Origin of the sequence: Exiguobacterium undae DSM 14481 (assembly GCF_000620805.1) — a bacterium.
Classification (GTDB): Bacteria; Bacillota; Bacilli; order Exiguobacteriales; family Exiguobacteriaceae; genus Exiguobacterium_A; species Exiguobacterium_A undae.
Genome location: NZ_KK211187.1, coordinates 2,852,923 through 2,877,119, shown reverse-complemented (window position 1 = coordinate 2,877,119; position 24,197 = coordinate 2,852,923). Strand labels below are relative to the sequence as shown.

The window sequence follows — 24,197 nt, the reverse complement described above, 5'->3', positions numbered from 1 at the left end:
GTCGAAGGGGTGTCAGGGTGCCATGTTGAGTCAGTTTAATCAGTTTCTGTTGAATTTTTCATTGTTGATTACATCCCTCTTGTTTGCGTTTTTACCGCTTCGGCATACGGAACGGATTTCAGCGGATTCTCCTATTCGAACTCGCTTAGTGGTAGGACTAATTGCCGGTCTGATCGGCGGATTGCTTGTCTTGAACAGTATCACCTATGACGGGGCGAAAATTGATTTACGGCTCGTCGCGCTCGTGACGGCTTATTATTATGGCGGCTGGGTCAGTGGTGGGATTACGATGACGGCGATCATCGGAGCACGTTTTCTGGTTACGCCGCCCGGGGTCTATGAAGGGTTGATTCTTGCCACATTGATTTGTTTGGCATTGCTTGTCACGGCAAGTATTTACCGTCGATTTGCAGCTCAAACCTTCAAGGATTATTTGGTTCTCCTTGGAGTCGGGATCGGGTATAGTCTACCGGCCTTATATTTGTTGACGGATACATTTATGCGCTTTTTGGAGATGGCATTTGTCTATATTATTTTTAATTTGTTTGGCGGCTACGTCACGTACCGCTTCCTGCAGGAGTTGCGGAAACATTTCCAGTTCGTCCAGACGCAACAGGAACTGGCGTTGACCGACGGACTGACGAATCTCGCCAATCGGCGGAGGCTCGACGAGACGTTGGCGCATTACGACCAACACGGCTATGCGTTCTCCGTCCTGATTGTCGATATCGATTTCTTCAAATCGGTCAATGATACATACGGCCATGACGGCGGCGACGTCGTCTTACGTCAACTGAGTCATCTGTTGCAACACTGTAGTCCCGATGAAGCACTCGTTGGGCGTTATGGCGGGGAAGAGTTTGTTGTCTTGTTGCCGGACATGCCGCTTAAAGAAGCCGTCCGCCTCGGGGAGACGATTCGCCTGGCCTGCGCTGATCAACATTTTGTCTTCAGTACGTATCCGGCATTTCATGTCACGTTATCAATCGGGGCGGCCTCGTCGGATCAAGGCGAGACATCGTTTGAAGTCGTCCAAAAAGCCGACCAGTCCCTTTATCAAGCGAAACAGACGGGACGGAACAAGGTCGTCGGTTACAGCGAAGAATAATCCAACACCAATAGGCGGGCTCCTCGGAGTCCGCCTGTTTCATGTTGCACGTAAAATTTATTCCCCGACCATCCCGTCATGGTCATTGTCCCGCATATGGGGATAGAGCCAATGGTCATCTGTAATCGGCATGGCGAAACCGGCGTCCTTCGCCTCTTGGATCGTGACTTGTCCGTTGCCGTCAGTGTCGACCGTTGAGACATCACCCGTGTCCGGAGCAGGTGCCGTTTCAACAGCAGCTTCTGCTGTCTCGTCCTCGTCTTCTGTCAACCCGAGTGCGGCATTGACTTCATCCGGATTCACATTGTCGAAATCATCGACGATGACATTGCCCTTTAACGTGTACGTGTACCGATAATGGGACGGAATTTGCGTCTTGGTGTCGGGGTAGGTGATGATCGCCTCAAAATCCGTCACGTCACCGGCCTGACGGATACTGTTCTCCATATAAGCTTGATCGCCGTGGCGGTTGAGTGTGCTGTCTTGCGGCGTGATGTTATAGGCGTTCGAGACACCACCGAGCGAATCGGCAATGACATGTCCTTCATCAAGCTGCGGACTCTCGACACCCGGAACCTTCGCTTCGTCCGAATAATAGCGACCGGATGATGTCACGTCTTCCGTATCCTGCTGGAGCGTGATTTTTTCGGCGGTGACTTTAACGAGTTGCGCGTGTTCATTCGTAAAGGCCCAATACTCGCGGTCGCCAAAACCGATATTGACGACGACATTTGGTTCCCGGTCACCGGACAGATCGCCGCCGTCGACTTCAATCGGTGTATAGCCGGGGAACGACTTGTCCTCGTAAGAGACGGTCGACTCGTTTTCCTGAACCGTTTCCGTTGTTTCTGCCTCAGCCGTTTCTGCGGAAGGGGTATCAGCAGATGTTGTCTCTTGCTGTTTTTCTTTGGTCTTCTCTGCGGCAGACGTTTCTTGAGACACCGGTGGGTCGACCTTCGGTGTTGGCGCAGATGATTCTTCCGCAGCACATCCTGTCAAAAGCAGGGCGGCTAACGGGAAAGCAAAATAAGTAAAGGATGATTTCATCAGTGGACTCCTCGCGTGTCATGACATACTTGTCCATTGTAGAAATCTTCCAGTCCGAATACAAGGTGATTTTTAACATTTAGCGGTCTTAATAGAACAATAGATAAAGTTAACGAAAAATGGGAGATTACTTCGAGGGCAGGAGACAGTGATTCGAAAATCGCAGAAGGGCGTGACCTTGTTTTAAAATAGGAATAGTGTGTAAAATAAGCATTCACCACCTGAACAGATCGCGAAGCGTGACGATGTCAGAGGAGGGATGGTATGTCCAAACGGATGAAGGATTATGGTATCTCGTTCATCATTTTAGGAATTGCCGTAATATTGATGGTTGTACTTGATTTACCGAAAGGAATAAGTGCCGTCGCTGTGATTGTAGTAGTGGTACTGTCTGTTTTTTTATACGAATTTCGACGTTTTTTAACGCATGATGCAAGAAAATAATTGTTGGCAGCACGTTGTCTGAACGTACCGCTTCAACAAGTCATAGTCAGACAGAAAAGGTGATCCACCCGTTTTTCCGGGAGGATCACCTTTTGTAATGCAGAATGTATGGAACACTTATGTTAAGACAAGTTGCTGAAAAATCTGATGCCGTTCAAAGGCAGTTAAGATGCTCGGCGCAATCTGTTGCCGGATCATCGATTCGTCAGCCCATAAGTAAGCGTCATGTTCTTCCGATAACGTTACACTGCTGGTCACGGCTGTACAGAAGTAGACGAGCAGGATGACCTGGCGATCGGGATGTGTCAGAATGCTTGAGGCATAAGCGATTTTGTCGATAGTGACCGTCAACCCCGTTTCTTCCCGGATTTCACGAATCAGACTGTCTTCCGGTTGCTCCCCAAAATCGATTTTTCCACCCGGGCATTCCCACGTCCCGCCACCCGAATCGCTAGCAGCACGCTGAACGATCAAAATCCGGTTGTCGTGCAGCACGATCCCTTTGACAGCTGTTACGATGGTCGACATGTCATCTACTCCTTTCGCTTCAGCACAACTGCTTCCGGTCCTTCCTGTTGCACGAGCTGACCATTCTGAAGTTGAATACCGGTTTGCTCCGGTAAGCCGTAACCGAAGCGACTCTGTGTTGCTTCAAACGCCTGCAACAAGTTTGTCTCTTCCTGCCATGTATCGTAGTGGACGGAAATCACGGCGTCCATTAGACCGAGTCCTTCAAGGACGAGCGCCTTGCCCGCCCGTTGATCGATTGCGGGAATCCGGCATTCGTTCGGTGTCAGTAAGGCGCCGGCGGAAAAACCGGCGACCGGGACACCGTGCTGAAATCGGTCCTGAATGATGGCTCCGATTGGCGTCTGCACGATGAATTGTTGGTAGCGTTCCGTTTCGCCACCCGAGATGATGATGCCGACGCATGTACTCAGCTGCTCGAGTTGGTCGTCTGTAGGACTTGCGGACAACGGCAAGTGGAAAAATGCTGTCGCGCCACAAGCGGTTAACATCTCCGTATAGATCGGCGCGTAATCGGACCAAGACGAACCGGGACGCGGCACATACAGTAACGCGACGGGACCTGTCCCGTTCAAACACGAGATAAACTTTTGACACAAATTCGGCGGAAACGGGGGACCACCACCAAATAAAAAGAGTTGTTGGGTTGCCATCAATCGGACCTCCAGTTCATCCAATAATTGTCATTGTTCGATTGTATACCGATTGATTTCTTCATGCAACTCACGGGAGAGGGTGTAGATTTCTTCCGTTAACGTATGGACAACATCCATCCGTTCGCTGAACGTCAACGATTGTTCAGATGCCAGTTGATTGTTTTCGGCTGCGGCCAACACGCCGCTCTGCAAGTGTTCCGCCTGTTGGACGAGATGGGATGCCGTCTCCAAGACGTGACGGTTGGCATGAGATAGGGACGTCATCTCTGACGTGACACCTTTGGATTGCGTCACGATTGCATCAAACGAACTGGAAGCTTGAGCGACCCGACGGACACCGTCTTGCGCGGCTTCCGTACCCCGTTGCATCGCGTCCTGCAGATCCGTCGTCTCTGCTAAAATCGAATCGATCGTTTCCTGAACTTGGACCATCGCCTGCTTCGATTGCTTCGCGAGATTCTGGATTTCCCGTGCGACAACGACAAATCCTTTCCCTTGTTCACCGGCCCGCGCCGCTTCGATCGATGCATTGAGCGAAAGAAGATTCGTTTCACTGGCGATCGCCTCGATGATACTGATGATTGCCAGAACGTTTTGTGACGCATCCTGAACGCGGTGTGACTTGATCGAAGCTTCCTGCATCGTCTCTTGAATCACGTCCATCTGTTGGTTGACGTCCTGTAAATCCGTTTGTCCGTTCGCCGCCAGTGTCTCTGACTGCGTCGTACTTGAGACAACGAGCAACGATGTCTCAGCCGTCTGTTCGATCGTGACTGCAAGGGACTGTAATTCGGCTGTATATTGATCAAAGGTACCGGACTGCGTTTGCGCGTTCGTCGCAATCCCGGTCATCGCAGCTGCCATCTCTTTTGTTCCGCTGCCGGTCTGTTCTGCCTCAACGACGAGATCGGCTAAGGAAGCATCAATCGTCCGTGACATCGTATCGACACGACCTACCAGACCAACGAGCGACTGGCGCATTTGTTCAAACAGACGGGATAATTGACCGATTTCATCCCGGGATGAGGCTGTGACCGGTTGCGATAAATCGTTTTGGGCAATTGCACCGACACTGTGGACCAATTGCCGGATCGGACGGACAAGTGTCCGGGTGAACAGGATGGCTGCCAAGACGACGAGAGCAGCGAGGACAACCAACGCGATCACTAAACGTTGAAGGAACGTCGTCAGCCCCGCAAACACTTCTTCCGTATGGACTTCCGTGATCAGTCCCCAGTTCGTCTGTCCGACTGTGAGCGGTGTGAACGCGGTGACGACTTCGTGTTTGTCGGCATCGGTCGTTTCAAGCGTGCCCGTTTTGCCGAGTCCGGCTGTCGTCCCCATCAATTGGTTGATCCGGTCACCGGCAAGCTGAAGTCCGAGGACACCAATCGTTTGCTTCGTGGTCGGGTCGACATACGGAATCGCGAAAAATGCCGCCGGTTCTTTTGAGGGCGCATAGTAGCTGTAATCCGACAAGGTTGGTTGTTTTGTCTTTAAGGCATCCGTATACGCCGTCCCAAGCCCGGACGACTTCAAGTCACCGGTGACAAGATTTTGTCCGAGATCCGGTTCTTTAAACGCCGTGTAGACGATGTTGCCTTTCAAATCGATGAAGAAAATATCGTAAAAACCAAACTGTTTGATGTAATCGTTGAAGTACGGATCGGCTTGTTTGGCAAGTTGCTGGTACCGGTCGGCCGTCAGCCCGCCGGATGAAAACCGTTGGACGAGCGGTTCGAACCTTGTCGCGACTTGTTCATTGTCCGCCAAGCCTTCGAGATTCAACAGTTTTTCATCAATGTGTTGGGTGATCGTCGCCTTTTTGGCGTCACGAATCGCTTCAAGTCGTGAGTAGGCTTCGTCCTGCAACGCGCTTTTCGTCTGGCTGTACAAAAAAGTGCCGATCAAGACGATTGGCAAAATACTGATGGCGAGAAACGCCAGTAACATCTTTGGATACAGTCCCCATTTCATTCCATCCACTCCAGTCTCTTGTAATTAAGATACTTTAAGTGTAAGGAAAGGCTACACGAAGATATATTAAATTCACCTATCTTTTAAAAGGCTTTATTTTTCAAAAAAGGTTCAATTTTAGGAAGAAATGACCGAAATAATAGAGCTGACAAAAGCGATGCTAGAGAATAAATCAAGGAAATCGTAAAACCTACGAAGAAATAGTGAAAGGTAGAAAACGGAAAATCAATTATAGTGGAAGCAGAAAACATGGGGGAGGTTCGACTGACATGTCATTTCATTGGATCCGGTACCGTGAATCTGGAATAGGGGAAGGCCAAACGTTCACGTGGACGAAAGCAACACGAGAATTAAGGTTAGAAGATGAAGAAGGAAACGTCTCGGAAGACGTTCATCTATTATCCGAGCACGAACAAATGGAACTCGAGCACCTGTTGCTCCACGTTAATCTTATGCACTGGCAATCGGTGTATACGACGGAGTGGCTGATTCTCGACGGCACGGACTGGGAAATCAGGTGGAGCAGTCCGGATGGAGACGGGACGTCTCGAGGCAGTAATGCTTTTCCGGACAAGTGGGAGCTTCTACGGGACTGGTTGTATGGACAGTTTGCAGAAAACGGGGAGGAAGACAGATGAATCAAAGCAGTGAAGCGCTTTTAGAAGCGATTATCGAGATCTTAGGGACAGGACGACAACTGGATTTAACGGAGCTTTATCAGCATGTACGAGAGCGGAGTGATTTGGATCTTTCACGTTTTTCGACGGAAGCGGGATTAGACGCACGCATTCGGAAATTGATTTATCTTCATGCGAGTGAATGTGAATTATATGAAGGAACGCAGGATTTGTTCTACAGTGAGACCGGAAAAGGGACAGGACGTTGGGGATTACGGAGGTAAAAAAACACGCCATCAAAAGTGACGTGTTCCAGAGTATTAGACTAACCCTAAAATCTCAACCTCGACCAAAGCACCTTTCGGTAACTCTTTGACGGCGATGCAAGAGCGTGCCGGGAAGTGGTTATGCGGAGCAAAGTAATCCGAGTAAATATCATTAAACGCAGTGAAATGATCCATGCTCGTTAAGTAACACGTCGTCTTGACGACACGGTCCGGTGTCAGACCGGCTTCTTTTAAGATGGCATCGACGTTTTTCATGACCTGTTCCGTCTGTTCCGTAATACCACCGACGACCATTTCACCTATTGCCGGATTGATCGGGATTTGACCGGAAGCATATAACGTACCGTTAGCGATGAAGCCTTGTGAATAAGGACCGATAGCAGCCGGTGCGTTAGTTGTTTCGATTTTCTGGAATGAACTCATGAAAACTCCTCCTCTAATCTAAAATAAATCGTATGTAGAACGTGCTATCTGCCTTGAACTATAGGATAATTTTCACCAAAATTAGGCGAGAATACGCCCACTTCTAAACGAAGTGAAAGTGGGAGAGGAATCGCCAGCCTGTCTTTCGGGTATATTCTCTTTGAAGGAGGTGAAAAATGGTGTTGAAGCACAAGGCTTACAAATTCAGAATCTACCCCACAAAAGAGCAGGAAATCCTGATCGCGAAGACGATCGGGTGTTCGCGCTTCATCTTCAACCACTTCCTGGCGAAGTGGGAGGAAATGTACAAGACCACTGGAAAAGGACTGTCCTATGGTTCTTGTTCCAAAGAAATTCCATTGTTGAAGCAGGAGTTCGACTGGTTGCAGGAAGTCGATAGCACATCTGTTCAGATCAGCATCAAACATCTTGCCGATGCGTTTGACCGCTTCTTCAAGAAGCAGAATGAACGCCCTCGATTCAAGTCCAAGCGCAATCCCGTCCAGTCATACAACACCAACATACAGGGCAAGTCTCAACTTCCTGAAGTCTCGATTGTGTGCAACCAGCTCAAACTTCCGAAGTTGAAATGGGTTCGTTTCGCCCACTCGAAGCAGGTCGAAGGCCGGATCTTGAACGCCACGATCCGACGTAACGCTTCAGGAAAATATTTCGTCTCCCTGCTCGTCGAGCAGGAGATCAACGAACTGCCGAAGACCGGTTCATCTGTCGGCGTCGACGTCGGACTCAAGAACTTCGCCATCCTGTCGGACGGCACGGTGTACAAGAACGACCGTTACTTCCGTACGCTCGAGAAGAAACTGGCGCGCGAACAGCGTAAGCTCTCCCGCCGTCAACACATCGCCCTGAACAAAAAAGTCAAGCTGTCCGAGGCAAGGAACTATCAGAAGCAGAAACGGAAAGTCGCACGTATCCACGAGAAAATCGCCAACAAGCGTACCGATTTCCTGCACAAGGTATCGACCGAGATCGTCCAAAACCACGACGTCATCGGGATTGAGACCTTGCAGGTGAAGAATATGAAGAAGAACCGCAAGTTGAGCAAGGCCATCTCGGACGTCAGCTGGTCGGAGTTCTTCCGTATGCTGGAATACAAGGCAGAATGGTACGGGAAGATCGTCGTGAAGGTCGGCAAGACCTTTGCTTCGAGCCAACTGTGCTCGAGTTGCGGACATCAACACAAAGACGTGAAACATCTAGGCTTGCGAGAATGGACATGCCCGAATTGCGGGATCCATCACGACCGGGATGTGAACGCAGGACTGAATCTCAAACAAGAAGCCGAACGTATCTTAGCTTCTTCAACCGTCGGGACGACGGGGTTAGCCTGATCAGGTTTCGACCGTTAGGTCGGATCACTCAGGAATCCTTCACCTCTAAGCGAAGCGTAGGTGGAGGTAGTTCAAAACACCATCACCATACTTACAAGGAGTGAATCCAATGCCTCTTTATCATAAATTAGTCCGGGATCAGATTCCAACTATCATTGCTCGGAACGGAAAAAAAGCGACGTTCCGGACACTTAACGAGGAAGAATTCCTCGTCGAAGCGAAACAGAAATTGCATGAAGAAGTAGCCGAATACGAAGAAGCAACGGCGACTGAAGAAGCGGTTGAAGAATTGGCCGACTTGCTGGAACTAATTTACGCGCTGGCTCGGACGCACGGGACAACACCGGAACAACTGGAAGCAATCCGGCTTAAGAAACACGATAAGCGGGGCGGCTTTGATGACAAGCTGTATCTGATTGAGGTCGAAGATTGATTCCGACCGCAAAACTGACGACGCACGATCTGTATGCGTCGTTGGTCGATGCCATTGACCAGGCTGATGAAGTCTATATCGTCGCCGCCTTTGCACAACGCTCGGGTGTCGAACTGTTGTTACCGGCGTTACGTCGTGCCGTCGAACGGGGCGCAGATATTCATTTTTTGATTGGCGATTACTTACATATCACGGACCCAGAGGCATTGGCAGAATTATTGAAACTGGACGGTTTGTCGATCCGGTTTTATCGCTCCGGTGGACGAGCGTTTCATCCGAAAGCTTATTTGTTTCGCAATGCGGAGACGGGTCTGTCGATTGTCGGCTCATCAAATATCTCTAAAAGCGCGTTCCGGACCGGTGTCGAGTGGAATCTCCATTTGCCGCAAGCCGTCGCACCGCATATCTTGGATGATGCGATTGAGGCATTCATGGACCTTTATTTAAGTGAAGCAGCCCAAGATTTGAATCTGATTGTCCTGGAAGCGTATCGGCAAGAACATGACGCACGGCAATATGTCGCAGAACCGGAAGTTGATTATGCGGAGCAACAGATTGTCACGTCCGATGAGATTCTGCCGCACCGGGTCCAGGAGGAAGCATTACGTGCACTTCAGGAAACGATGGAAGAAGGACGGACGCGTGCTTTGACTGTGCTTGCGACCGGTCTTGGGAAAACGTATCTCAGTGCCTTCTTTGCGCGTGACTTTAAGCGGATACTTTTCCTCGCACATCAACGCGAGTTGTTGGAACAAGCGGAACGTTCGTTTCAAAAGGTTGAGCCCAATTGGCAGACGGCTTTTTATATCGGATCAGACCGCACGAACGATGAACAGACGGACGTGCTGTTTGGCTCAGTCCAGACGTTATCCCAAAACCGGCATCTCGACCGGTTTGCAAAAGACCATTTTGATTTGATCATCATCGATGAGTTTCATCATGCAGCAGCTAAAAGCTATCAAAAGGTCCTGGCGCATTTCGAACCCCGGTTTTTGCTGGGACTGACAGCGACGCCGGACCGGATGGACGGAGCGGACGTCTATGCACTGTGCGACAATAACGTTGCCTTTCAAATGCACTTCACGTCAGCGATCAACGAAGGATTTCTGACACCGTTCCATTATTACGGGATTCATGACGTCATCGACTATTCGCAACTGCGGCGAATGGGACGGAAATATGATGCGATGGAACTGGAACAGGCGCAGATTGATCGGGCAGTCTCGGAAAACATCTATGCCGCCTGGTCGAAGCACCGGCAGACGAAGACGATCGGCTTTTGTTCGTCGATCCGCCAAGCCGAATACTTGGCACAAACGTTCCGGGAAATGGGACACCAAGCGATTGCCTTGACCGGACAAACCGTCAATCGACGGGAGCGGATCCAAGAGTTTGAGCGGGGAACGTTAGAAATCGTCTTTACGGTCGATTTGTTTAATGAAGGAGTCGACATTCCGAAAGTCGATACGTTACTGTTTTGCCGGCCGACGGAATCGATTGCAATCTACACGCAGCAAATCGGACGAGGCTTACGTTTAGCGAATGAGAAATCACATTGTGTCATCATCGATTTGATCGGCAACTATAAAAATGTCGAAACGAAGCTGATGTTGCTTGGAACAGTAAAAGACAAGCTCAAGCGGGGAGATAAGGAGCCGATTACCCCACCAAAGGGATGCATCATCGAGTTCGATACACAAGCACTGAATATTATTCATCGGATGCGTCAACCGAATCAGCGTAAATTACGTTTGATTGAGAGTTACGAACAATTGAAGCTCGATCTCGGGCGTCGTCCGACTTACGTTGAAATCGGTCAATTAACAGCTGTGCCGATAGGCTATAAACAAGAGTGGGGCTCGTATGTCGGTTTTCTGAAAGAACAAGATGAGTTGACGGACGAAGAAATTGGCACATTTAATACTAACCGTGAGCTAATTGAACAGGTTGAAAAGACAGTGATGAACCGGAGTTATAAGATGGTCGTCTTGCTGGCGATGCTCGAGCGAGGCGAAGAACGCTGGATGGAACCGATTACCGCAGAGGAAGTTGCGCCGTTCTTTTATGAGTATTTGCATGCAGAGAAGTATCGGGAAGTAAAGGATGCGCAAGGAAAAGTATTTGAAAATGGATACAATGAGTCAAAAATAGCAGCATTGCTGAAACAACAGCCGTTTCCAAAGATGGGATATCCGTTTGAAACGACGGAAAATCAGAAAACGTTACATATCCAACAGGACCTTAAAACCACCAATAGGATATTAATGAAATGGATAACGGACATCGTTCATTTTCGAATTGAAAGTTATTTTTCAAGCTAGGCTAATAAAGTTAGTAAAAATGATAACATAGAAATATATATTTGATTTTCAACAAAATAATTCACGAGATGTGACGGGGAGTTTTATAGATGTCGATACAAGAAAAAGAAACTGTTGTTAAAATGATCAGCGAAAGATACGATTGCGCACTTACAATCATAAAACAAAAGAAAATCATGTACGAAGGAACAACGCGTAATGACAAATCAGTAGTCTTATGTACACCAGAAACGAAACTGCACAATCACGAGCACGGTTGGTTTGACTTGTCGACGAAGCAAGTTGAAATTTTAGATGGTGCAGATATGGCGATCATGGCCGTTCGAATTGAAGGTAACAAAGTGTATTTTGTAGAATTCAAAAACCTGAGACGGTTGATGACAGAGGATATGATTCTCGATTATTCAAAAGATGAAAAGTGGAGATTTTATATTTGGGAAGATCATATTAAGGTTCGAGGAAATGATGAGAAGTTTTATGTGAGTGGGGAAGTCGTTAAAATTGTAGAACATGTATAAATCCAAATGTGATTAAGATTAATATCGCTTCTGTGGAAATAGTCTTTTTGTAGTTATGAGAACGATAAATTAACAGTAGTATAAATATACACGGAAATAACGATACATCTGAACGGGTAAGAAGACCGTAAAGATGTATCGTTATTTTTGTTAGAACAAACTTTTAAATGTTAGTCGACTCATCAATCGTCGTTTTTTTATTGAATCGTACCTTCATGAGTAAATCGGTTAAAGCCTGGCTTTCTGTCTTTAAAGAACTTGGAAGGAAATGCTTCATAGTAGTTTCTGTTAATTGATGTGCTAACTTCATTTTGACTGATTGATTTTTAAAATCTTCTTCAGAGATTAAGTTATCATGAAGCATTTTGACCAGTGATGGCACTTGTTTCATGAAGAACTCTGTAGTCTTTCCTGCAAGCTCATTTTTTTTACTTAACATAATAAATCGCTCCTTTATAGTTAGTAGATTTGAGTTTCATTTTAATTATTTTGTATGACGATCAATCAGCTGATTAATTTTTGAAACGACTAGTGGGACTGCTGCCAATAAGGCCTGCTTGATTAAATTATTTTGCATGATTTTACCTCCATCATTTTTTTAATTTGTCGGACCGTCGAATTTTTTATTGATAATGTAGATAAGGCTTGTTGAAGCAATACTAACCATTGATTTTAAAAGCTTAGCAAAATTAGGATTCATAAAACTTTATCTCCTTTCGTAAGATATGTGATGACTTCTTGTTAACAATATATAACTAAATTTACTTAGTGTCAATATTTTTACAAAATGTTTTTTATTATTTTTTTTGTACTTATTTTTACTTGGAGTTATAATAATTATTAGAGGTGATGAAATTGAACAACTATTTATTATCAATTGGAAATCAGATGGCGGAAATCCGTCAGATACTAGGGATTACACAAGAAGAGTTAGCAAAGATGATGGGAGTAAGTAGGCCTACTATTGTAAAAATCGAGCAAGATCCAACCAAAATGACAAAGGCTTTAGGATATGCATTTTTTAGTTCTGTTTCGTATGAAATCTTAAAACGTCTAAAGGAAACAGAATGTATTAATCCGGATGAGTATGAACGAGAAAAAGATATGGGTATTTTTTTAAAAAATATAGCTTCTAGCTCCGGAACGACCATCAGTGGATTGAAGCGCGTGACGACAATGGCCTTAAGCAAGTTGATACCAAACATCGGAACAATTTGGACATCTCTTCCGAAGGGGAATATTGCCGAAGGAGCTACTGCTATTTTGAAAAGGTATGGTGGGGAAATTAAGTGGGATCTTGATAAGGCTAAACTAATTAAGGAGACCGCGGAAAAAAAACTACAAGATGATCACAAACGTATGTTAGCGATATTCAATCTAAATGAATTAAGTGTTCTTGAGTTTGGGGAGGAAATCGAAAAGGGAGAAGATCCAGACTACGATATGTGGTAATGATTGATGTGAAATCCATCTAACGTGAGAATAAAAAAATTAAGAGGTGATAGGGATGTTTGATTCAAAAAAAATCACAAATCGACTTCAACAAATGACAAAGTTAGTAACTAATGCAACAAGTGCTGGAGTAAACACGTTAAAAGATGCAGTAGCGAATAAAGAAAACCAATCAAATTCATCTGAACAATTACGAGATCGCTTACTGCACCTCATTGAAAAAGCAAAACAGACTTCAAAGTGGAGTGTAGAAATAGAAAGTCGCATAGATACATTAGAAAATCTAGTCCGAAAATCTTTGGTTAAACCAAAGTTAGCGATTGTAGGTATGTCGGATGTAGGAAAAAGCCACCTGATCAATACATTATTAGAGACAGAAAAAATTCCTTCGGACTGGTCACCTACTACATCAGTCAATATCTACATTAAACATATTGAAGATCGGCCACATTTCCTCGAAGAAGAAATTCTTATCTTCGGTGGAGATGAAAATGGATTCGATGTCAGCCGCCTGGATGAGGACGAGTATGTTCAGAGACATATGATTGCTAAGGGTGGAGAGAATCTATTAAAAGAATATGCAATCCGTCAACCAAATGAAATTTTGACACGGAATATTCAAGCAGCGATTGTCTATTTAGATAGTCCGATTTTAAAGAGTTGCGATATTATAGATGTTCCGGGATTCGGTACGGGTGACCGTCAATCAGATGATCAGTTTGCGCATCACTCACAGAGACTTGCAGATGTCATTGTCTACATGTCTGTATCTAATGCATTCATGCGTGGAACTGATATTAATTTCTTGAAGAACACACTTGACTCTCTTTCATCAGCAGATGTTGAAAATGATGAAGCAAAAGCATTCGCTAATTTATTCGTTCTTGCTTCTCAAGCACATATCATTGGAGAGCAAGAAAAGCTTGAAAGAATTTTAGATGCTGGAACAGACCGATTCTATCACTCTGTACCAGAAAGTGATTGGAAAAATAGAAGTGAGTTATCGGGTAGAGTACACTCGAAAGCAGCATTACGTCAGCGTTTTTATGCTTACACAACAAATGATGAGCAGTTACAAAAGAAGTTTGAAAATGAGTTACAGGCATTGTTAGCCGACTTACCAGAAAGAATGAAGTATCAATCGATTCAGATGGTTTCAAAATTACTAGAAGATCAATATGATTTGACTGAACAAGAACTAATCAATCAAGAACTTCTGTTATCAAAGCGTGAGATACTTCAAGATGAATTACACAGAATTGAAGGGGAAGAACCGTTGCGAAATGAGCGTCAATTGAAGAAACGTGTAGACGTCAATCAAATGATTAAAACGTTAAGTAGAGAAAGTAAACTTCAATTTGAGGACGTTTATCAGAATGTAATGAACAAAGAGGTAATCGCAAAGGTAATTAAAGAGAACGCGTTCAAAAAAGACAATCAGGGAAAAGAACAGCTTGTTACTTATTTGTCGAATGAATTACAACGTCAGTTGAATATACTTTTATTAGACCGGACAGAGAGTTTCGTAGAAGGTGTACAAGATTATCTAGAAGACTTCGAAACGGATATCAAAAAATCATTCCCTCAGACGAATGAAATGAAATTAGCCTTTGATGTAAAAAATGTTTTTCTTGGTGGGGCGGCTGGAGCGGCTGCGTTAGGTGGAATGGCAGCTTACGCAGCAGGAGTGGGAAATCTAGGTGGCTACATCCTTGTAGCGAAAGGTGCAGGATTATTAGCAGGTGCAGGCTTTAATATTGGTGCTTTCGGTGGAATGGGCGGAATTATGACAGGTGTTGCAGCAATTGGCGGTCCAGCGACACTTGGTATCGGAATTGCAGTTCTTGTTGGTGTATCGACTATTGCTGTCCTTTCAGCAACAGGTTGGGAGGGAAAACTAGCGAAAAGCATCATACAGGCATTTGAAAAAGAAAGTGTTGAAGAACAATATATTCAAGAAATTGATCATTATTGGAACGAAACAAAAGTAGGCTTCGATACGGCAGCGAACGAACTAGAGCAGAAGTGGGAAGAACACGTGGCACAGTTACACTCAGATATCAAAAATAAAAATGTAGACTCGATTGAACGTTTAATTGAAGAGTTAAAGACTTATCAAAAACTTTTAAAGCAAGTTGAACTTGCTCTTTGATTAAGAATAAAAAGGTATATCATGAATTGATAATTCATAAAATAAGATAAGATGGTTTTATGTATTGTTCGTTCTTATAGTGTGTAATGCAAAATAAAAACAATGATTCTGTACGAATATTGCATTCGAATAAAGGTACTTATGCGTTCTTATAAGCTACTCGATACAAATAATTGAGTCACCAAATGTGATAACTATACCATTTATAAAATAAAAAGAGCTCCAAATTGAGAGCTCTTTTTTTGTGTCAGAAAAGTTGTTTTTTTCTATTTTAATGAAAATATTACTGATTTCAATTACTTAAAATATATAATGTGTCTAAAACACTAACTTCACTTTCATTGTCTATTAAGTACAGTAAGACTAAAATAAGAAGTAAATAAATATATAAATACTCAAAATAAGTTAGTAAAAAAATAAAGAAATTTTTAAAAGAACTTTCAGTAACGAAGTATAAAAAAGCAATTGGTAATTATTGAACGTATTCTGGAAAATAATAATGCTTATTGTCTTGTGTGAAAGGATTGGTTAGATGACAATAGAATTAGAATATTCTTCAAGTATGAACGGGGCATCTTATTTACTTTTTGAGCTGAAACAAGTGGTTAAATTAAAACAGGAAGGGTTTTCTACTCAAGAAATCCGACGCAAAGTAGTGGATGAAAATTTATTTCAATTTGAAAATAGAGGAAGAATCAAACGCACATTACCATCAGTACTAAAAAGAGCTTATGTAATTGACTCGAATCTAGCAAGTCTTATGACAAACGGTTCTATTGAGATAAGCAAGGTAATTAATTTGTATGCAATTATGAAGACCGATCTTCTTTTTTTTGAATTTATGGATGAAGTGATTAGTGAAAAGTTACACAATGACGATTATTTGATTGAGAAGAAGGATATCAATCTCTTTTTCGAAGCAAAGTTGGAGCAGAGTGAAAAAATATCGAGTTGGAGCGATATTAATATCGAAAAGTTAAAGAGAGCGTTTATGCAGGTCCTTTTCGAAAGTGGATTTCTCAAAAGTCGACAAAGCAAAGAACTAGGACACATCATCATCGACGAACAAATCAAAGAATACCTTAACCGTATAGGCGATGCTCGATATGTACGAGCGATGGGTGAATGAGGAGAAAGTATGGCGAATTTAAATGCAAGACTAGATAGTATCATTCCAAAAATCAAAGAAGAAAAATTTATTGATGGGCGCGGCTTAGGAAATGAAATTAGTTTTTATGTTTTTGATTATGAACCAAAGGATGAACTTATTGTTAGAGGTTATGTAAAACACATAAAAAAAGAGTTCAATTATGAGGGAACTGATAGAAGAATCATTGAATTCGATTTGTACAAAATGCTTATCGAGATTACAAAAGAAAAGCGTATCTTTGATCGCGTCTTTGATATGGAAGAACGTCAAGGAAAAAATGCCTTATTTAGAGCTATGACCGCCTTTGCCAAACCGGAAGTATTTGTACAGAAGATCAAGGAACAGCTGGACGATCACAATGTTGTATTTCTCACTGGCATAGGGAAAGTGTATCCATTTGTACGTTCGCACAATATTTTAAATAACCTTCAAGAAGTATTGGATAAGACACCCGTGGTAATGTTTTTCCCTGGAACATACGATGGTCAATCATTGCAATTATTCAGTAAGTTTAAAGACGATAATTATTATAGAGCATTTCGCTTAGTTGATTAAGAAAATACAGCAATTAGTTGATTTTTATATAAGACGAGGAGGATTTTACATGCTGCTAAAAGAGATGTTCTTAAAGGATATTGAACGTGATATACGTGGCGTTATTAAAGTCGCACAAACGAATGAAAAGGATATTTATCAAGAACTTGATGAATATGTGGTTACTCAAGAGTTGCACAAACATTTCTCGAAGTTCTACGACAATTACCAAAAAGGAGTTAACGGAAAGACAGATAAGATGGGTGTTTGGATTAGTGGATTCTTCGGATCCGGTAAATCTCACTTTCTTAAAATTCTCGCATACCTATTAGAGAATCAGTCTGTTAAAGGAAAACATCCAATCGATTTCTTTGAAAACAAAGTACAAGATACATTAGTTTATTCCAATATGAAACGTACTGCTGAGGTAGATACAGAAGTAATTTTGTTTAACATCGATTCTAAAAGCTCTTTGGGTAGCAAATCAAAAGAAGATGCTATTTTGCGCGTTTTTATGAAAGTATTTTACGAACATAGAGGCTATTATGGGGATATTCCAGGGGTCGCTGAAATGGAGAAATACCTGGATAAACGAGGTTTTTATGAAACGTTTAAACAAGAATTCTATACGTTAGCAGGTGAGATGTGGGAGGAACGTCGTAACAGCTTCTACTTCGATGCAGATTATATCATCGGGGCATTAACCAAAGCGACAGATATGTCGGAAGAAACTGCACGTGACTGGTTTAACGAAGGTGTAAACAATTTTGAAATTAGTATTGAAAAATTCTCAAGAGACGTAAAAGAGTACATTGATGAAAAAGGACCAAAATTTCACTTGGTATTTTTAGTTGATGAGATTGGTCAATACATAGGAGATAGTCGTGATTTAATGCTTAACTTGCAAACACTAACAGAGGATTTAGGGACACATGCGCAAGGAAAAGTGTGGATTATGGTGACATCACAAGAAAGTATTGACTCCATAGTAAAAGTTAAAGGTGATGATTTTTCTCGTATTCAAGGACGCTTTGATACAAGACTATCGTTATCTTCGATATCAGTCGATGAAGTTATTAAAAAGCGGATTTTGGAGAAGCATAAGCACGTTAATGACAAACTAAAAGTGTTATACCCTGAAAAAAGTGCAATCTTAAAAAATCTTATCAGTTTTACTGGTAGTACAGCGGACCTTAGAGGATACAATAATGAACAAGAATTTGCTGAAGTCTACCCGTTCATCCCGTACCAATTTAAGTTATTGCAAAATGTATTTGAGCAAGTACGTAAACATGGTTCATCGGGCAAGCACTTATCTGAAGGCGAACGCTCGATGCTTTCTGCTTTTAAAGAAGCAGGACTTAGGTACAAAGATGAAGAAGAGGGCTCGCTAATTCCTTTCTATGCGTTCTACGATACGATTAAAGAATTTTTAAATCCATCGATATCGAGAGTTATTGAAGGCACGACGGAGAATTCTGTGTTGAAAGATGATCAATTTAACCAGAACCTGTTAAAAGTATTATTCATGATTAAATACATTAAAGAATTGCCAGCAAACATCGATAATATCGCTACGCTTATGGTTAAACAAATTGATGAAGATAAATTGCAACTTAAAGAAAAAATCAAAGTTTCTTTGAGAAAGCTAATTGGACAAACCTTGATTCAAAAAAATGGCGAGCACTATCTCTTCTTAACAGATGATGAACAAGATATTAACCGTGAAATTAAACAAATGAATATTGATGAAGACATTATTAAACGTGAATTAGCGAACTATATCTTCCAAGATTTATACGAAGATAAACGATTCACCTATAATAAATTTTACTCCTTTAGTTTTAATCAAAAAATGGACGAAAAGAATTATGGGGCTCAGACATCTAGTATCGGGGTGCACATCTTATCTCCACTATCAGATAACTATCAAAAGTCAGATCAGGGAATAATGATGATGACTTCAGACAGCGATGAAATGGTGATTAAATTAGGTGGTAGTGAATCATACATTGAAGAAATAGAAGAAGCACTTAAAATAGAAGAATTTCGTAAGAAAAAGAATATTACGCAGCTTCCAGAAAATATTCAAAACATCTTAAACAATAAGCAAGCTGAAGCACGCGAAAGAAGACGAAGAGTGCGCGAACTGTTAGATGATGCTATTAAAAACGGATCTTTCTTTGTTAATGGGGACAAAACTAACAGTAAAGGTTCTTCTGTAAAAGAAAAAATCAACTTTGCCTTTAAACAATTAATTGATAATGTATATTTCAAATTAGGATATATAAAAGAGCATCTAGAGAATGAGCGACAATTGATTACTATTTTAGCATCAACCAATGATCAGCTATCTTTAGACAATAGTATTGTGACAAAACCAAACGAATTAGCTAAAGGAGCTGTCTATGAATTTATCGATATGCAAGATCAAGTACAAAAACAAAATCATGTGAAAGCTATATACGAGCGCTTTCAAGATAAACCTTTCGGATGGAAGCAGCTAGATATTGCTGGGATACTTGCAGAGTTATTAAAAGAACAGCGTATTCGTGTTCGATATAATTCAGAGTACTTAGAACCTGAAGTAGATATAAATAAATTAATAGCAGTTTTTGGGAAATCGAGCGAATTAGGAAAAGGACTAATCTTTAAACGGGTGCAAGTTGATGGTGCACTCATTCGGACAGCTAAACGGGTATGTAGAGAAGTTTTTAACACAACGGATTTAGCAGATGATGAAGATGGTCTTGTCAAAGATATTCGTGTACTCATTAGCAAACAAATAGACGAAATTAATTTATATAAAGTACGTTACGAAGGACGGAAATACCCAGGAATGAGTTTGCTTGATAAAGGGTTGGAGTATTTTACTCAATTTGAGCAAAAGATTGATAACGCTACATTTTTCACCAAATTAACAGAGATTGAAGAAGAATTGATTGATTGGGAAGAAGATATTGTTTATGTGAAAAGTTTCTTTGACACAAATCAGAAAGAGATTTTTGACCAAGGTTTAACCGGATTGAATAAGTATGAAGAAAATAAAGCATATTTGTCAGAGCAAACCGTAACAGAAGCTATGATGAGTCTGGAGTCTATTATCAAAAATCCAATTCCTTATCGTAAAATTAAAGAAATTCCAGAATTGATTTATGCATTAGAAAAGCAAATTACGTTCCTCCTATCCGAGAAAAAGAATAACGTTCAAGAAAAGATAAAAGCCGATTACGATGAATTATTCCTACATGCGAGACAATATGGAGTATCAAGCGAAACAAAGCAGCAAATCGAAGAACGTTATGAAATCTTGCAAACTAATTTAGATGCATTTACCGATATTTATAAAGTTGATGCAACGATTGCTCAAAGTACAAGTTTTAAAGAAAAAAGTATCCTCAGCATCAAACGAGAAATTGCTGAATGGCAACGTAAGAAAGAAGAAGAGCATCAAAGAACAAATGGCGGTGAGGTTGTTGATCCACCAATTACCCCACTAGAAATTACTACACAAAGTGTAAAAATAAGAGACTTGGTTGGGATAAATACTTTAAAGACAGAACAAGATGTAGATAAATATATTAGTGCCTTGTCTCATAAATTAAAACAAATCATTAAATCAAATAAGGAAATCGAATTTATTGATTAAAAGAAAGGCTTGTACCAAACACCAGCACCGACAAAATCTAGTTTGTCGGTGTCTGTGATTTTCATAAGGAGTGAATGTATTGAATAAATCAGCATTAAAAAAATTCGCAACTGAAGCAAGAAGAGAATTACTTGAAAAAGTAGAGCTTCAAGCTAGAAAATTGGGTATTACTGCGGAGTCAATTCAAGAAGTTAACGTAGAAAGCTCAGACGCTGTTTTTATTGAAGGTAGACAGCTTTCAGATACAGAAAGAAAGCAACGAAACAAACTTATTGCTCGAATTAATGATATAGGCTTTAATCGTGTGATGGGCGAAACGGCATACACATGGTTCAATCGTTTTGTCGCATTGCGTTATATGGAAGTAAATGAATACCTTCCAACAAAAGTCCGTGTGCTTTCTTCCAATTCAGATAGCGCAGAACCCGACATGATGAAAGAAGCATTGTCTTTAAATTTAAATTTGGATAAAGACTATGTGTATGACTTAAAACTGAATAATAAAACAGATGAGTTATTTAAATACTTAATCAAAATGCATTGCAATGACTTGAATCGCTATATGCCATTTATGTTCGAGACAATTGAAGATTATTCTGAAATTCTTTTCCCTGAAGGATTACTTGGAACAGATTCATTCATTAGTCAAATGATAAATTTAGAATTTATACCAGAAGAGAATTGGAAACAAACAGAGATCATTGGGTGGCTGTACCAATACTATATTGCAGAAGAAAAAGATCGAGTCTTCAAAGCTAAAAATAAGTATAAAGCAGAAGAAATCCCTTTTGCGACACAACTGTTTACACCAGATTGGATTGTTCAGTATATGGTGCAAAATTCACTCGGACGTTATTGGACAGAAGCTCATCCTGAACATAACGACTTAATAGCGAATTGGGAGTTTTTCTTGAAACATGAACAAGAAAATTTCCAAGAAAAAATTGCTCCGTATGTAAATAAAGAATTAAACGTAGAAGAAATTAAATGTTTCGATCCAGCAATGGGCAGTGGGCATATTCTGTTGTACATGTTTGATGTGTTATATGAGATTTATAGTAAGTGCGGTTACACAGAACGAGAAATCCCAAGACTAATCCTTGAAAACAATTTGTATGGGTTAGATATTGATGATCGTGCTTATCAATTAGCAAGTTTTTCAATGGTTATGAAAGCATTACAATACAATAGACGCTTCCTAAGAAGTATTGAAAAAGAAGGACTTACATTAAACTTAGCAGCTATACAGGAAACGAATAGCTGGGATGACGATGTCATTTCCTATATGGTTAAAGACTACGAAGGAACTAGATTCGCACAAACCAGACCATTTTTTGAACAATATCAAAATGCTAAAACATTTGGTTCGCTCATTCAAGTGGGGGAAACTGATTTAAAATATTTAGAAGAAAGACTGTACGAGATTAAAGAGAGCCCAGTATCTGACATATTTGATGCTGAAAAGCGTGATCAAGTAATAACTGAGCTACCACTTCTGATTAAACAAACAAAAATTATGAGTAAGCAATATGACATTGTGATCATGAATCCACCTTATATGGGTGCAGGGAGTATGAACAAAGAATTATCAGATTTCCTTAAAAAGAATTATCCTGACTCTAAATCAGATTTGTTTGCTGCTTTTATGGAAGTAGATTATTACTTAAAAAAAGACGGTTTTTATGCGGCCATAAATCAACATTCTTGGATGTTTTTATCTAGTTTCAAGAAAATGAGAAAAAAAATCATTCAAAATAAATTTATTGATACAATGTTGCACTTAGGTCCAAGGGCATTTGAGGAAATTGGTGGGGAAGTCGTTCAATCGACAGCGTTTGTACTTCGAAATATTGAAATCCCAGACAGTAATGGATTGTATCTGCGATTGATTGAAAAGAAGACAGCAGCAGAAAAAAGAAAAAGTACGGTGAATGCTGTTCAAAATCCATCTGTTTCATATTTCTATTCTTTTAATCAAAAAAACCTTAATAAAATTCCAGGTAACCCTATTGCATTCTGGTTATCAAACACAGACGTTTTTAAAGGAGAAAAATTGGGTGATAGTTTTATATCAGGTGGAAGAAATAAAACTCATAATAATGAAAAATTTATTAGATATTTTTGGGAAATTTCTAAAAATAATAAGAAATGGATTAGCTATTTAAATGGAGGAGAATTTAAAAAGTATTACGGTAATGATATATACGTTGTGAATTGGTCAAAAGAAGCACAAGAAATTTATGCATCTCATGGAGGATTAGTAAACTCTAAATTTTGGAATAAAAAAGGGTTGACTTGGAACTTAATAACCTCAGCTAAACCTGGATTTAGAATTAAAGAGGAAAGTTCTCAGTATAGTTCAGGTGCTCCAACGATTTTTAACGATAATTACGAATACGATTACTATGTCTTAGGCTTTTTGAACTCAAATGTAGCTCAATATCTTTTAAAAACTATTAATCCTACCTTAAACACAACTGTTAACGATGCCTTATCTTTACCAAATTCTTTTCATGAAAATAAATTAAAAGTTAATGAAATAGTTGTAGAGAATGTTGAGCTAGCAAAAGATGATTGGAATTCATTTGAGACATCGAGAAATTTTCTTGTTAATCCACTTTTAGATAATAAATATAAAGATAGCAACATGTTAAACTCTTTTTTAAATTGGAAAAAAGACAAGGAAACTCGTTTTTATAAAACTCAAACAAACGAAGAAAAAATTAATCAAATATTTATTGATTTATTATCGCTTCATAGTGACTTAGATAGTAAAGTTTTAGAGGACGAAATTACATTGAGTAAAGCTTCTGTGGAAGATGATATTAGAGCATTTATTTCATATGCAATAGGTTGCTTTTTTGGTCGCTATTCACTTGATAAAGAAGGCATAGTTTATGATGGTGGAGACTTTAATGAGCATTTATATACATCATTCTCAGTAAATAAAAATAATATTATCACAATTTTACCCGATGCTTATTTTGAAGATGATATTGTTACAAAGTTTGTAGAGTTTGTTCGAACAACATTTAATAAAGAAAAACTCGAAGAAAATTTAGAATTTATTGCAGAAGCTATAGGAAGAAAAAAGAACGAAACATCTAGAGAGTCTTTGCACCGTTACTTTCTAAATGATTTCTATAAAGATCATGTGAAGATATATAAAAAAAGACCGATTTACTGGTTATTCACATCAGGCAAGGAAAAGGCATTTAACTGCTTGATTTATATGCATCGCTATGATAAAACGACGCTTTCTCGTATTCGGACAGACTATTTACACGAAGTTCAAATTCGCTTAGATGCGGAAAAGAAAGACTTGCTTGATGTTATTGAAGGAGATTTGACTACGAAAGAAATCAGTAATGCTAAGAAAGAACTCAAGTCGATTGACAAAAAAATCGATGAATTGAAAGCTTACGACGAGTTGCTTCATCATATGGCAGACATGCAAATTGAAATTGACTTAGATGATGGTGTGAAAGTGAACTATGAAAAATTTAAGGGTTTAGTGGCAAAGATATAGTCTGAAGTAATTAAAAGGCA

At 40.9% G+C, this 24,197-nt stretch carries 20 protein-coding genes; 14 read left to right on the top strand and 6 right to left on the bottom strand.

What is annotated here, in order from left to right; all coding sequences use genetic code 11:
• Nucleotides 1-22: 22 nt before the first annotated feature.
• The gene (locus P397_RS0115535) at nucleotides 23-1,108 is read left to right on the top strand and encodes a GGDEF domain-containing protein (protein ID WP_028107107.1); all 1,086 of its coding nucleotides are present in this window, start codon (nucleotides 23-25) and stop codon (nucleotides 1,106-1,108) included.
• A 57-nt stretch (nucleotides 1,109-1,165) separates the two neighbouring features.
• Here the strand turns inward: P397_RS0115535 and P397_RS0115530 are convergent, their stop codons facing one another.
• Nucleotides 1,166-2,155 carry a DNA/RNA non-specific endonuclease gene (locus tag P397_RS0115530; protein WP_028107106.1) on the bottom strand — a complete coding sequence of 330 codons (990 nt, stop codon included), beginning with the start codon at nucleotides 2,153-2,155 and terminating at the stop codon, nucleotides 1,166-1,168.
• Nucleotides 2,156-2,419: 264 nt separating this feature from the next.
• Here P397_RS0115530 and P397_RS0115525 point away from each other — a divergent pair, with 264 nt between their 5' ends.
• Nucleotides 2,420-2,599, top strand: coding sequence for a hypothetical protein (locus tag P397_RS0115525; protein ID WP_028107105.1), 180 nt, complete (start codon nucleotides 2,420-2,422; stop codon nucleotides 2,597-2,599).
• Between the two features lie 117 nt (nucleotides 2,600-2,716).
• Here P397_RS0115525 and P397_RS0115520 read toward each other — a convergent pair whose 3' ends face one another.
• Genes P397_RS0115520 through P397_RS0115510 form a run of 3 tightly spaced genes read right to left on the bottom strand, consistent with a single transcriptional unit; the run spans nucleotide 2,717 to nucleotide 5,760 of the window.
• Nucleotides 2,717-3,127: an NUDIX hydrolase gene (locus P397_RS0115520; protein ID WP_028107104.1), complete on the bottom strand. Its 411-nt coding sequence runs from the start codon at nucleotides 3,125-3,127 to the stop codon at nucleotides 2,717-2,719.
• A gap of 5 nt (nucleotides 3,128-3,132) precedes the next feature.
• On the bottom strand, nucleotides 3,133-3,780 hold the full coding sequence (locus tag P397_RS0115515) for a Type 1 glutamine amidotransferase-like domain-containing protein (RefSeq protein WP_028107103.1): 648 nt from the start codon (nucleotides 3,778-3,780) through the stop codon (nucleotides 3,133-3,135).
• 30 nt (nucleotides 3,781-3,810) lie between these two features.
• Nucleotides 3,811-5,760 carry a methyl-accepting chemotaxis protein gene (locus P397_RS0115510; protein ID WP_028107102.1) on the bottom strand — a complete coding sequence of 650 codons (1,950 nt, stop codon included), beginning with the start codon at nucleotides 5,758-5,760 and terminating at the stop codon, nucleotides 3,811-3,813.
• A gap of 269 nt (nucleotides 5,761-6,029) precedes the next feature.
• On the opposite strand from P397_RS0115510, the gene P397_RS0115505 reads away from it, so the two are divergent.
• Both P397_RS0115505 and P397_RS0115500 read left to right on the top strand, forming a co-directional pair.
• On the top strand, nucleotides 6,030-6,398 hold the full coding sequence (locus P397_RS0115505; RefSeq protein ID WP_028107101.1) for a hypothetical protein: 369 nt from the start codon (nucleotides 6,030-6,032) through the stop codon (nucleotides 6,396-6,398).
• Nucleotides 6,395-6,661, top strand: coding sequence for a hypothetical protein (locus P397_RS0115500; protein ID WP_026834110.1), 267 nt, complete (start codon nucleotides 6,395-6,397; stop codon nucleotides 6,659-6,661). The genes P397_RS0115505 and P397_RS0115500 overlap by 4 nt, the downstream gene beginning before the upstream one ends.
• 36 nt (nucleotides 6,662-6,697) lie before the next feature.
• On the opposite strand, the gene P397_RS0115495 is transcribed toward P397_RS0115500, so the two are convergent.
• Complete coding sequence (locus tag P397_RS0115495) at nucleotides 6,698-7,087, bottom strand: RidA family protein (protein WP_028107100.1); 390 nt, start codon at nucleotides 7,085-7,087, stop codon at nucleotides 6,698-6,700.
• Between the two features lie 179 nt (nucleotides 7,088-7,266).
• Here P397_RS0115495 and tnpB point away from each other — a divergent pair, with 179 nt between their 5' ends.
• The 4 genes from tnpB to P397_RS0115475 all read left to right on the top strand — a co-directional run bounded on the left by tnpB (nucleotide 7,267) and on the right by P397_RS0115475 (nucleotide 11,711).
• On the top strand, nucleotides 7,267-8,439 hold the full coding sequence (tnpB, locus tag P397_RS0115490; RefSeq protein WP_028107099.1) for an IS200/IS605 family element RNA-guided endonuclease TnpB: 1,173 nt from the start codon (nucleotides 7,267-7,269) through the stop codon (nucleotides 8,437-8,439).
• Nucleotides 8,440-8,548: 109 nt separating this feature from the next.
• A complete protein-coding gene (locus tag P397_RS0115485; protein ID WP_028107098.1) occupies nucleotides 8,549-8,872 on the top strand; it encodes a nucleoside triphosphate pyrophosphohydrolase in 324 nt (107 codons plus the stop codon).
• Nucleotides 8,869-11,193: a DEAD/DEAH box helicase family protein gene (locus tag P397_RS0115480; protein WP_028107097.1), complete on the top strand. Its 2,325-nt coding sequence runs from the start codon at nucleotides 8,869-8,871 to the stop codon at nucleotides 11,191-11,193. The genes P397_RS0115485 and P397_RS0115480 overlap by 4 nt, the downstream gene beginning before the upstream one ends.
• Before the next feature lie 89 nt (nucleotides 11,194-11,282).
• Nucleotides 11,283-11,711 (top strand): hypothetical protein, encoded by a 429-nt coding sequence (locus P397_RS0115475; protein WP_028107096.1) that lies wholly within the window; start codon nucleotides 11,283-11,285, stop codon nucleotides 11,709-11,711.
• Between the two features lie 163 nt (nucleotides 11,712-11,874).
• On the opposite strand, the gene P397_RS0115470 is transcribed toward P397_RS0115475, so the two are convergent.
• Nucleotides 11,875-12,150, bottom strand: a complete 276-nt coding sequence (locus P397_RS0115470) for a hypothetical protein (protein WP_028107095.1) — start codon at nucleotides 12,148-12,150, stop codon at nucleotides 11,875-11,877.
• Nucleotides 12,151-12,566: 416 nt separating this feature from the next.
• Here P397_RS0115470 and P397_RS0115455 point away from each other — a divergent pair, with 416 nt between their 5' ends.
• The 6 genes from P397_RS0115455 to pglX all read left to right on the top strand — a co-directional run bounded on the left by P397_RS0115455 (nucleotide 12,567) and on the right by pglX (nucleotide 24,177).
• Entirely contained in the window at nucleotides 12,567-13,163 is a 597-nt protein-coding gene (locus tag P397_RS0115455) for a helix-turn-helix domain-containing protein (protein WP_035414270.1), read from the top strand.
• A gap of 55 nt (nucleotides 13,164-13,218) precedes the next feature.
• Nucleotides 13,219-15,315 (top strand): GTPase, encoded by a 2,097-nt coding sequence (locus P397_RS0115450; protein ID WP_028107093.1) that lies wholly within the window; start codon nucleotides 13,219-13,221, stop codon nucleotides 15,313-15,315.
• Between the two features lie 532 nt (nucleotides 15,316-15,847).
• Nucleotides 15,848-16,444 carry a DUF1819 family protein gene (locus tag P397_RS0115445; RefSeq protein WP_028107092.1) on the top strand — a complete coding sequence of 199 codons (597 nt, stop codon included), beginning with the start codon at nucleotides 15,848-15,850 and terminating at the stop codon, nucleotides 16,442-16,444.
• A gap of 9 nt (nucleotides 16,445-16,453) precedes the next feature.
• Complete coding sequence (locus P397_RS0115440; RefSeq protein WP_028107091.1) at nucleotides 16,454-17,020, top strand: BREX protein BrxB domain-containing protein; 567 nt, start codon at nucleotides 16,454-16,456, stop codon at nucleotides 17,018-17,020.
• 49 nt (nucleotides 17,021-17,069) lie between these two features.
• Nucleotides 17,070-20,648 carry a BREX system P-loop protein BrxC gene (brxC, locus tag P397_RS0115435; RefSeq protein WP_028107090.1) on the top strand — a complete coding sequence of 1,193 codons (3,579 nt, stop codon included), beginning with the start codon at nucleotides 17,070-17,072 and terminating at the stop codon, nucleotides 20,646-20,648.
• Between the two features lie 70 nt (nucleotides 20,649-20,718).
• A complete protein-coding gene (gene pglX / locus P397_RS0115430; protein ID WP_254281481.1) occupies nucleotides 20,719-24,177 on the top strand; it encodes a BREX-1 system adenine-specific DNA-methyltransferase PglX in 3,459 nt (1,152 codons plus the stop codon).
• The last annotated feature ends 20 nt before the right edge of the window (nucleotides 24,178-24,197 follow it).

Bases quoted from the DNA above. Each gene is read 5' to 3' on its own strand.
- P397_RS0115535 (WP_028107107.1), top strand. From the start codon at position 23: ATGTTGAGTCAGTTTAATCAGTTTCTGTTGAATTTTTCATTGTTGATT.
- P397_RS0115530 (WP_028107106.1), bottom strand. From the start codon at position 2,155: ATGAAATCATCCTTTACTTATTTTGCTTTCCCGTTAGCCGCCCTGCTT.
- P397_RS0115525 (WP_028107105.1), top strand. From the start codon at position 2,420: ATGTCCAAACGGATGAAGGATTATGGTATCTCGTTCATCATTTTAGGA.
- P397_RS0115520 (WP_028107104.1), bottom strand. From the start codon at position 3,127: ATGTCGACCATCGTAACAGCTGTCAAAGGGATCGTGCTGCACGACAAC.
- P397_RS0115515 (WP_028107103.1), bottom strand. From the start codon at position 3,780: ATGGCAACCCAACAACTCTTTTTATTTGGTGGTGGTCCCCCGTTTCCG.
- P397_RS0115510 (WP_028107102.1), bottom strand. From the start codon at position 5,760: ATGAAATGGGGACTGTATCCAAAGATGTTACTGGCGTTTCTCGCCATC.
- P397_RS0115505 (WP_028107101.1), top strand. From the start codon at position 6,030: ATGTCATTTCATTGGATCCGGTACCGTGAATCTGGAATAGGGGAAGGC.
- P397_RS0115500 (WP_026834110.1), top strand. From the start codon at position 6,395: ATGAATCAAAGCAGTGAAGCGCTTTTAGAAGCGATTATCGAGATCTTA.
- P397_RS0115495 (WP_028107100.1), bottom strand. From the start codon at position 7,087: ATGAGTTCATTCCAGAAAATCGAAACAACTAACGCACCGGCTGCTATC.
- P397_RS0115485 (WP_028107098.1), top strand. From the start codon at position 8,549: ATGCCTCTTTATCATAAATTAGTCCGGGATCAGATTCCAACTATCATT.
- P397_RS0115475 (WP_028107096.1), top strand. From the start codon at position 11,283: ATGTCGATACAAGAAAAAGAAACTGTTGTTAAAATGATCAGCGAAAGA.
- P397_RS0115470 (WP_028107095.1), bottom strand. From the start codon at position 12,150: ATGTTAAGTAAAAAAAATGAGCTTGCAGGAAAGACTACAGAGTTCTTC.
- P397_RS0115450 (WP_028107093.1), top strand. From the start codon at position 13,219: ATGTTTGATTCAAAAAAAATCACAAATCGACTTCAACAAATGACAAAG.
- P397_RS0115445 (WP_028107092.1), top strand. From the start codon at position 15,848: ATGACAATAGAATTAGAATATTCTTCAAGTATGAACGGGGCATCTTAT.
- P397_RS0115440 (WP_028107091.1), top strand. From the start codon at position 16,454: ATGGCGAATTTAAATGCAAGACTAGATAGTATCATTCCAAAAATCAAA.
- brxC (WP_028107090.1), top strand. From the start codon at position 17,070: ATGCTGCTAAAAGAGATGTTCTTAAAGGATATTGAACGTGATATACGT.